This window comes from Flavobacterium sp. LS1P28 (genome assembly GCF_003970335.1).
GTDB lineage: Bacteria > Bacteroidota > Bacteroidia > Flavobacteriales > Flavobacteriaceae > Flavobacterium.
This window is the reverse complement of the sequence record NZ_RYDI01000012.1, coordinates 1-8,173: the sequence shown is the minus strand read 5'-3', so window position 1 is coordinate 8,173 and position 8,173 is coordinate 1. Positions and strand designations below refer to the sequence as shown.

Sequence of the window (8,173 nt, the reverse complement as noted above, 5' to 3'; positions counted from 1 at the left end):
TAATTTTAGGGCTTTAGGCTGATTAATCATATATTTAAACGTGCGTTAGATACACTTTAAATATACTGATTATCAGCTTATTAATATAATTTTAAACAGATATTTCTTTCTTTTTAAACCCTTGATTCGCATTAATATTGTGTTTACTTTGTGGGCACGAGCGAGACGCTCGCGCTAGCGGGAGGTCTTTTTTAGTCGTTTTTACTTATACTTAAAACTGTTAGATTTTCATCGTTTAGCACAGTTGCTGAATATTTCGATTGTATAATTCCACCAAAACTATTTGTTCCTTTTGCAATAAAATCAACATAATAAACGGCTTCTTTATTTTCATCAGTTTGTTTTTCTAAAAAATTATATTCAGTTTCTATATGTTTTAATAAATCTTCTGATGGAAGTTGTTTATTTATCTCTCTTATTTCATTCAAACTTTCTAATGTTGTAGTTTTCTTTCTTTCTTTAACAGTAAAAGTTTTTGAAATATTCATACTAACAAATTCAAAACTATCAGGATTTTTTAATTGTTCTTTTAGTTTTAAAGTGAAATTCTCTTTCATTTTTTCATCTTTTTTCTCGCAAGAAATTAATGTTACAAAGCATAAAACTGCAATAAGGACTTTTTTCATTTTATTTAAATTTAGTTGTTAAAATATTTATTTTGAGAAATAATGTAGATTATTAAAATTGAAAAACTGATTACAAAATAGCCAATTGATTTGAATTTGTTTTTAGCTTTTTGTTTTTCATCTATTTCAATATAAAATGGCACTTTTATTTCCCTATAACCATTTAATCTTTTGCCTGTTGTATGTCTTCTATCAATTGAATAAACTGGTTGTTTTTCAATTTTATACATTGATGTTTTATTTTTTTTAATATTTACATATCCACGATAAATAACTATTAGACTTCCTATTAGAGGAATTAAAGTAGATAACAAAATTGCCCAGAAAAATTTTATGTAAACACATTCCTTTTCTTCAATTAGATTATCCGAAGTATAAATATTGTTACTTCCTGCAATTTTTATCGGTGTTGAATGAGAATTTCCATAAACTTTATTGCTTATTACTTTTCCACCATCTCGACCTACTTGGTTTACGACCGAACGTACAAATCCTTTTGCTAAATTATTGATAAATGACATTTTTTTTAAGTTTTTTCGGTTAAGCTTTTGCACAACTAGTTTATATGTCTGACGATATCAGACTTATCACCCCAAAACTGGGAAAATAGCCCTCCTAAACGTCAGATTTTATTTATTTTCAAATATATAAATAAATCACTGAAAATACTTATAAAAACGAAACAGCTATTCATTTATTTTCAAAGATATATTCTTTGCTTTTAGGATTGTTACGGGAAACCATAAACAAAGTTATGTATCGCAAAATTTCTAGCCCCGACAGTAGCGGAAAGCCTATGCCGGTTGAAAACCACTTTTTTCTGGTGGTGGCAGAGAGAATAGCGAGACTTCGGGAAAGCTCCTGACAGCACCTAGAAAAAGGGTTTGAAACCAAATAGCTTGCAGCGTAGGGCGGGAATGGCTCCTGAAATAAATTAAGAACAAAAAAAAATTCCCCAACTACTTTCGTAATTGAGGAATTTAATTTTGAGGAATTTAAACGGTTTTTAGTTCACGATAACCCATTGTCCTGAAGCGATTAAGCTCTCGGCTTTTTTGTATTTCATTTCCTGCGTTTGTCCGTTGGCCACGTTCTGAATCGTAACAGTATCATTGCGATTAATTTTTGGCATATCTCTCACGATAGTTTCGGTAACTTGGCGTTGTTGCGTTTGTCCCGCTTCACGATTTTGTGTTGCTAATTCATCAGAATTCAGCACCTCGTCTTTGCTCAATTGAAAGTCTTCTTTCTGACGTACTTCTTTCGCTTCTTGAATTTGTTGGTTTTCTTGAGCCGGTAAATCGCCTTTGAACAAGAACGAAATTACTTCTTTATTGACATTGTCAATCATAGCTCTAAACAAATTGAAAGCCTCGAGTTTGTAAATTAGCAATGGATCTTTTTGTTCGTGAACGGCAAGTTGTACCGATTGTTTCAACTCATCCATTTTGCGCAAGTGTTTTTTCCAAGCTTCATCAACAATAGATAATGTAATATTTTTTTCAAAATCAGCAACAAGTTGAGCTCCCTCAGTTTCGTAGGCTTTTTTCAAATCAGTAACTACATTCAACGATTTGATTCCATCTGTAAATGGAACAACAATGCGTTCAAATTGGTTGTTTTTGTCTTCGTAAACATTTTTTATAATAGGAAATGCTTCTCTGGCGCTTCGTACTGTTTTTTCGGTGTAATATTCTAATGTAGCTTTGTATACTTTGCCAGTTAATTCCATTTCGCTGAGTTTTATGAACTCACTTTCAGTAACCGGTGATGTAATAGAGAAATAACGAATTAATTCGAATTCGAAGTTTTTGAAGTTATTTGCTGCTTTGTTTTGGTCCACAATCAATTCGCAAGTGTCATAAAGCATGTTGGCAATATCGAGTTTCAAACGCTCACCAAACAAAGCATGACGACGGCGTTTGTAAACCACTTCACGTTGTGCATTCATTACGTCATCATATTCCAATAAACGCTTCCGAACACCAAAGTTGTTTTCTTCTACCTTTTTCTGAGCACGTTCGATAGATTTGGTCATCATAGAATGCTGAATCACTTCGCCTTCCTGTAATCCCATTCTGTCCATCACTTTTGCCACTCTTTCAGAACCAAACAAACGCATGAGGTTGTCTTCCAGAGAAACATAAAACTGAGAACTTCCCGGATCACCCTGACGTCCTGCACGACCACGCAACTGACGATCCACACGACGCGAATCATGACGTTCCGTACCTACAATTGCTAATCCACCTGCGGCTTTCACTTCGGCAGATAATTTAATATCGGTACCACGACCAGCCATGTTTGTTGCAATTGTTACCACACCAGGTTTCCCTGCTTCTTCAACGATTTGCGCTTCTTGTTTGTGCATTTTTGCATTCAAGACATTGTGTGCAACACCTCTCATTTTCAACATTCGGCTTAACAATTCTGAAATCTCTACTGAAGTTGTACCAATAAGAACCGGTCTCCCTGCTTTAGATAATTCTGAAACGTCTTCGATTACGGCATTGAATTTTTCACGAGTAGTTTTATAAATAAAATCTTCTTTATCTTTTCTGGCCATTGGTCTGTTCGTAGGAATTTCTACCACGTCCAGTTTGTATATTTGCCACAACTCACCTGCTTCAGTAGAGGCTGTTCCTGTCATTCCTCCCAGTTTGTTGTACATTCTGAAGTAATTCTGTAATGTAACTGTTGCAAATGTTTGTGTTGCTGCTTCAATTTTTACATTTTCTTTGGCTTCAATAGCTTGGTGTAAACCGTCAGAATACCGGCGACCGTCCATTATACGTCCCGTTTGCTCATCAACAATCATGATTTTGTTGTCCATGATTACATATTCTACATCTTTTTCGAATAAAGCGTATGCTTTCAAAAGTTGTGTCAGGGTGTGGATGCGCTCACTTTTGATTCCGAAATCTTGAAATAATTTTTCCTTCTCTTCCGCTTCTGCATCTTTATCAAGTTTTCTTTTTTCGATAGCGGCAATTTCGGTTCCAATGTCCGGAAGTACAAAAAAGTCAGAATCAGTATCTCCGGAAAGGAATTGGATACCATTGTCAGACAGTTCTACCTGATTGTTTTTTTCTTCAATAACAAAATACAAAGCCTCATCAATCTTGTGCATTTCTCTTTTGTTATCCTGCATGTATTGATTTTCGGTTTTTTGAAGCAATTGTCTAATTCCTTCTTCACTCAAAAATTTAATCAATGCTTTATTTTTTGGTAATGCTCGGTAGGCTCTTAACAATTGGAATCCACCTTCTTTAGTGTTTCCTTCTTTTATTAATTTTTTAGCTTCAGATAGGAAGCCGTTTGCCAATTGACGTTGTAAACTAACCAAATTTTCAATTTTTGGTTTCAATTCGTTAAACTCATGGCGATCTCCCTGAGGAACTGGACCTGAGATAATTAATGGTGTTCTTGCATCATCAATCAAAACAGAATCGACTTCATCGACAATCGCATAATTGTGTTTTCTTTGCACTAAATCTTCTGGAGAATGTGCCATGTTATCTCTCAAGTAGTCAAAACCAAACTCATTATTGGTTCCGTACGTGATATCAGCATCGTATGCTTTTTTTCTTCCTTCTGAGCTTGGCTGATAATTGTCAATACATTCTACTGACATACCATGAAATTCAAATAAAGGTGCTTTCCATGTACTATCTCTTTTTGCCAAATAATCGTTGACAGTCACTAGATGTACTCCGTTTCCTGTCAATGCATTTAAGTAAAGCGGCAAAGTTGCCACTAATGTTTTTCCTTCACCTGTTTGCATTTCTGCTACTTTTCCTTCATGTAAAACCATTCCGCCAATTAATTGTACGTCATAGTGAATCATGTCCCAAGTAATTTCTTTACCCGCAGCACTCCAAGAATTTGCCCAGATCGCAGTGTCTCCATCTAGAGTTATATAGCTTTTTGTTGCCGAAAGTTCACGGTCTTTTGCAGTGGCAGTTACAATTACTTGTGTACTGTCTTTGAAACGTCTAGCCGTTTCTTTGACTACAGCAAAAGCTTCCGGAAGAATTTCTAACAACGTTTTTTCCGAAATATCATAAGCCTCTTTTTCCAGCGCATCAATAGCGACGTAAATATCCTCTCGTTTGTCGATATCTTCAATACTTTCAACTTCTACTTTCAGAGCACTAATTTTAGCATCTTTTTCAGAACGGTCTTGTTTTATTTTTTCTTTGAAAAATGCAGTACGCGCTCTAAGCTCATCATTAGATAATGCCATTAGAGGAGTTTCAAAAGTTTTAATTTTGTTAAGATACGGCTGTAAAGCTTTCACATCTTTTTGAGATTTATCCCCAACAAAGACTTTGATAATACTATTTATAAAACTCATAATATGTTTTTATTTCTGTTTGTGTAATTCTGTAAATTTAAACAAAAAAAAAGCCTCTTTAGAGACTTTTTCTTGGTTTACTTTTTAATATTCATCCTCATTCCAAAGATAATCTTCGTCTGTAGGATAATCTGGCCAAATTTCTTCCATTGATTCATATATCTCGCCTTCATCTTCTATAGACTGAAGGTTTTCTACTACTTCTAATGGAGCTCCTGCTCTAATAGCGTAGTCAATAAGTTCGTCTTTGTTAGCAGGCCACGGTGCATCACTTAGATAGGATGCTAATTCTAATGTCCAATACATCTTGTTGTCTGTTTAGTTTTGTGCAAAAATAAATTTTTTACTGAAAAAGACAAGTAAAAAATCATTTATTTTAATAAAAAGTTAAGAACGTTTTTTTTGTTTTAAATTTTGCGGTTAAAAAGTTTGCATTTTTTCACCATAAATACAACTGAAAAAGACCTTAAATGCTGCAAATTATTTTCTAGGAATCCATTGAACTTCCGTAGCTTTCAGATCATGAGACAACTTTCGTGCCAACACAAAAAGGTAGTCAGAAAGTCGGTTCAGGTACTTTATTGCGATTTCTGCAACCGGTTCGTTGTGGCTTAAATGAACTGCTAAACGCTCCGCTCTACGGCATACGCAACGTGCTATATGACAATATGACACGGTTGTATGTCCTCCAGGAAGTACGAAATGAGTCATGGGTGGTAATGCTTCTTCCATGCTGTCAATTTCATTTTCCAACAGTTCAATATCTGATTCAATTATTCCGAGTTTTTTCAAACGAAGTTCGCCGTTTTTCAGTACTTCTTTTTCCGGTGGCGTTGCTAATATAGCGCCTACTGTAAACAAACGATCCTGAATCTCGATTAGAATTTCTTTGTAATGGGAATTCATCTCCTGATCTCGGATTAGTCCAATGTGAGAATTCAATTCGTCTACCGTACCATAACTTTCTATTCGTGCATGATCCTTTGGGACTCTGGTTCCGCCAAAAAGTGCCGTGGTTCCTTTATCACCAGTCTTTGTATATACTTTCATCCAAGGTTTGTGTTAATTTGTAATTTGTTTGATGGAAACAAATTTACTGTATTAATTCCACTATTGCCGTAACAAATCGTTCCAGTGAACCTTCACTTAAATTGAAATATAAATCAGGTTCAATGCATTCAATTTCCATTAAATAAAGTTCATTATCAATCAGTATCCCATCTACCCTGGCGTACAGTAAGTTCTCTTGAAAAGTATCAACAACTTTTTGTGCTTTTTCAATCAATTCTGAACTGGGATGTACCAAATTATAGATACCACCAAATAGGGACTGTACTCTAAAATCTCCATCTACCGGCTTTTTGTTAACCGCATGAGAGAATTTTTTATTGAAAAAGATAAATGAAGTTTCACCTAGAGTTTGAATCTCCGGCATAAATTCCTGTAACAGCAATTCTTTCTCTGCAGCTATGGTCGCATATTTCTGGTTTATTTCTTCACTATCTGATGTTTCAAAAACTTCAGTGAGATACGATCCTGCCGAAAATGCAGGTTTTATGACTGCTTTTTTCCAATGGGAAGGTAGGTGTTCAGCTAGATTCAGAGTGTCTGTTTTGTCAATAAATACGGTTGGTAATATTGTGATTCCTTGCTTTTGCATTTCACGCAAATAAAACTTGTGTATGTTTTGTTTGATTATTTCAATCGGGTTAAGTGTTTTGATACCCAGTTTTTCTATTTGGTGGAGCCAAATATTAAATTCGGTTTCTTTTTCGAAATAATCCCAAGTATTGCGAAAAATTAGGTAATCAAAATCAGCCCAGTTAATGGTTTTGTCACTCCAAATCACCGCTTTGGCGTTAATATTATGTTTGGCTAGTGCAGGAATTATTTTTTGATCTTCAGGATTTAAATCGGGAAGTTTTTGGCAGGTTAGTATGGCGATATTCATTTTAGGTACTAGTTTTTATTTGGGGTTTAAAAGATATTTGTAAGTGAGATTTTTTAGCCCGGATAGAAGCGGTATCCTGTTTCTTTTTTCTTTTTAAAAAAGAAAGAGATACAAGCGTATAGCCGGAAAAAGCTCCTAAAAAAAATTATTTGGTCGTATCGCTTTCAATAATTCCGTCGCGCAATCGTATAATTCGATGCGCATACGCGGCAATTTCTTCTTCGTGCGTTACTAAAATAACGGTGTTCCCATTGGTATGGATGTCTCCAAAAAGTTTCATGATTTCAAGAGAGGTTTTGCTGTCTAAATTTCCTGTAGGTTCATCCGCTAAAATGATGGACGGCTTATTGACCAAGGCACGTGCAATTGCCACCCGCTGGCGTTGACCTCCTGAAAGTTGGTTGGGTTGGTGATCCATTCTGTCAGCAAGATTTACTTGTTCTAAAACTTCCGTGGCGCGTTTATTTCTATCAGATTTAGAGAAACCGGCATAAATCATGGGTAAAGCTACATTGTCTAGTGCGGTTGTTCTGGGTAAAAGATTGAAAGTTTGGAAAACAAATCCTATTTCTTTATTGCGAATTTCGGCTAATTCATCATCTTTCATCTGGCTGACATCCTTCCCATTCAGGATGTAACTACCAGAAGTTGGCGTGTCTAAGCAACCTAATAAATTCATTAAGGTAGATTTTCCGGATCCTGAAGGTCCCATTAATGCTACGTATTCGCCTTTATTTATTTCTAAATCAATGCCTTTGAGAACATATACAATTTCATTTCCAAGTACAAAATCTCGTTTGATATTGGTTATTTTGATTAGCGGGTTTGCCATTAGAATGTATGATTTTTTGACCTTCGACGGTGCGTAGGGTGCTATTAAATTAGATTTTAAAAGTACAAAAGACTTTTGAATTATTAATAAGTAGATGTTTTTTAAATTTGTTACATTTTGAGCTTAGGTTTATGCGGTCAGATAATTTTTTATTAATGAAGCACTTGCGTTTTTTTCTATTTTCTTGGTAAATGTATTTTTTAATACGTTAAATCATTCTATTAAATTTTATGTTATTATAGTATAAATTTGTATAATTTACACTTTATTGGTATTTATTTCATAATTATTTTAATTATTTATAACATTTTTTGGTTATAATTGATAATATATGCGAATCAAGGGTTGAAAAAAAAGTATAAAAAAGAAAGAAATATCTTTCAAAAAATTAGTTTAATAAGCTGATA

Annotated in this window: 7 protein-coding genes; all 7 read right to left on the bottom strand. The window is 34.5% G+C overall.

Features of this window, described 5'->3' with window-relative positions:
* Window positions 1-191: 191 nt before the first annotated feature.
* Window positions 192-626: a hypothetical protein gene (locus tag EKL97_RS10165; protein WP_126568774.1), complete on the bottom strand. Its 435-nt coding sequence runs from the start codon at window positions 624-626 to the stop codon at window positions 192-194.
* A gap of 11 nt (window positions 627-637) precedes the next feature.
* Window positions 638-1,147 carry a hypothetical protein gene (locus EKL97_RS10160; RefSeq protein ID WP_126568773.1) on the bottom strand — a complete coding sequence of 170 codons (510 nt, stop codon included), beginning with the start codon at window positions 1,145-1,147 and terminating at the stop codon, window positions 638-640.
* 485 nt (window positions 1,148-1,632) lie between these two features.
* On the bottom strand, window positions 1,633-4,983 hold the full coding sequence (gene secA, locus EKL97_RS10155; protein ID WP_126563888.1) for a preprotein translocase subunit SecA: 3,351 nt from the start codon (window positions 4,981-4,983) through the stop codon (window positions 1,633-1,635).
* Between the two features lie 84 nt (window positions 4,984-5,067).
* Complete coding sequence (locus tag EKL97_RS10150) at window positions 5,068-5,289, bottom strand: DUF2795 domain-containing protein (RefSeq protein ID WP_007138072.1); 222 nt, start codon at window positions 5,287-5,289, stop codon at window positions 5,068-5,070.
* A 174-nt stretch (window positions 5,290-5,463) separates the two neighbouring features.
* The gene (locus EKL97_RS10145) at window positions 5,464-6,033 is read right to left on the bottom strand and encodes a cob(I)yrinic acid a,c-diamide adenosyltransferase (RefSeq protein ID WP_126455107.1); all 570 of its coding nucleotides are present in this window, start codon (window positions 6,031-6,033) and stop codon (window positions 5,464-5,466) included.
* A 43-nt stretch (window positions 6,034-6,076) separates the two neighbouring features.
* Window positions 6,077-6,934 carry a RimK family alpha-L-glutamate ligase gene (locus EKL97_RS10140; protein ID WP_126460292.1) on the bottom strand — a complete coding sequence of 286 codons (858 nt, stop codon included), beginning with the start codon at window positions 6,932-6,934 and terminating at the stop codon, window positions 6,077-6,079.
* 145 nt (window positions 6,935-7,079) lie between these two features.
* Window positions 7,080-7,766, bottom strand: coding sequence for an ABC transporter ATP-binding protein (locus tag EKL97_RS10135; RefSeq protein WP_126455103.1), 687 nt, complete (start codon window positions 7,764-7,766; stop codon window positions 7,080-7,082).
* Window positions 7,767-8,173 lie beyond the last annotated feature (407 nt).